This window comes from Gilvimarinus gilvus (genome assembly GCF_030518155.1).
In the GTDB taxonomy this organism is placed as follows: domain Bacteria; phylum Pseudomonadota; class Gammaproteobacteria; order Pseudomonadales; family Cellvibrionaceae; genus Gilvimarinus; species Gilvimarinus gilvus.
In genome coordinates this window covers 1-610 of sequence record NZ_JAULRU010000078.1, presented here as the reverse complement: position 1 = coordinate 610, position 610 = coordinate 1, and the positions used below count along the sequence as shown (strand labels likewise).

1 protein-coding gene and 1 pseudogene are annotated in these 610 nt (G+C 32.1%); both read left to right on the top strand.

Annotated elements, in window-relative coordinates; genetic code table 11:
- Positions 1–247 (top strand): annotated as a pseudogene (locus QWI17_RS00395) (riboflavin synthase); the annotation flags it as partial.
- Positions 222–610, top strand: a 389-nt coding sequence (locus QWI17_RS00390; protein WP_302720519.1) for a hypothetical protein, incomplete at its 3' end; no start/stop codon positions are given. The pseudogene QWI17_RS00395 and the gene QWI17_RS00390, both read left to right, overlap by 26 nt.

Below are 610 nucleotides of genomic sequence, written 5' to 3'. Positions count from 1 at the left end.
TGGTAGCTTTTTTGTTACAGTAGAATATGATGAAGCATCGTCTGGAAATGTTACAGTAGAAAAAGGTTCGATTTGTCTTAACGGAATTAGTTTAACAGTTGTTGACAGTAAAGTAGGGCAGTTTTCGGTTGCAATTATTCCATATACTTGGGAGTTTACAAACCTTAATCAAGTGAAAGTTGGCGATACAATGAATTTAGAATTTGATATCTTAGGAAAATATGTCAAAAGATTATTCCAAAAATAAAATGATTAGAAAAAAAAATAACCTATCGCTACCCGTTCGTATTATCATTTATATGGTAACGATTTTGTTATTTACAGCAGGAGCTATCTTGCTGATTACTGCCAATCATTTCAATGCACAAACTAAACAATATCACGAAGATATTCTCAAACGAAAAGTTAGAGCGGTAGAATCTGCGATAGATTATGAAATGGATAATTACCCTGGGATAGCAAGCAAAGATAATATTCATGACATTTTAGAAGATGGTTTTCTTCGCATTGCTGATATCAATAAAACCGATATTGTAATTTATGATTTGCGTGGTAATAAAATTTTAACCACACAGCCAGTTTCAACGACTTATGATGTTTTACCTCAGAA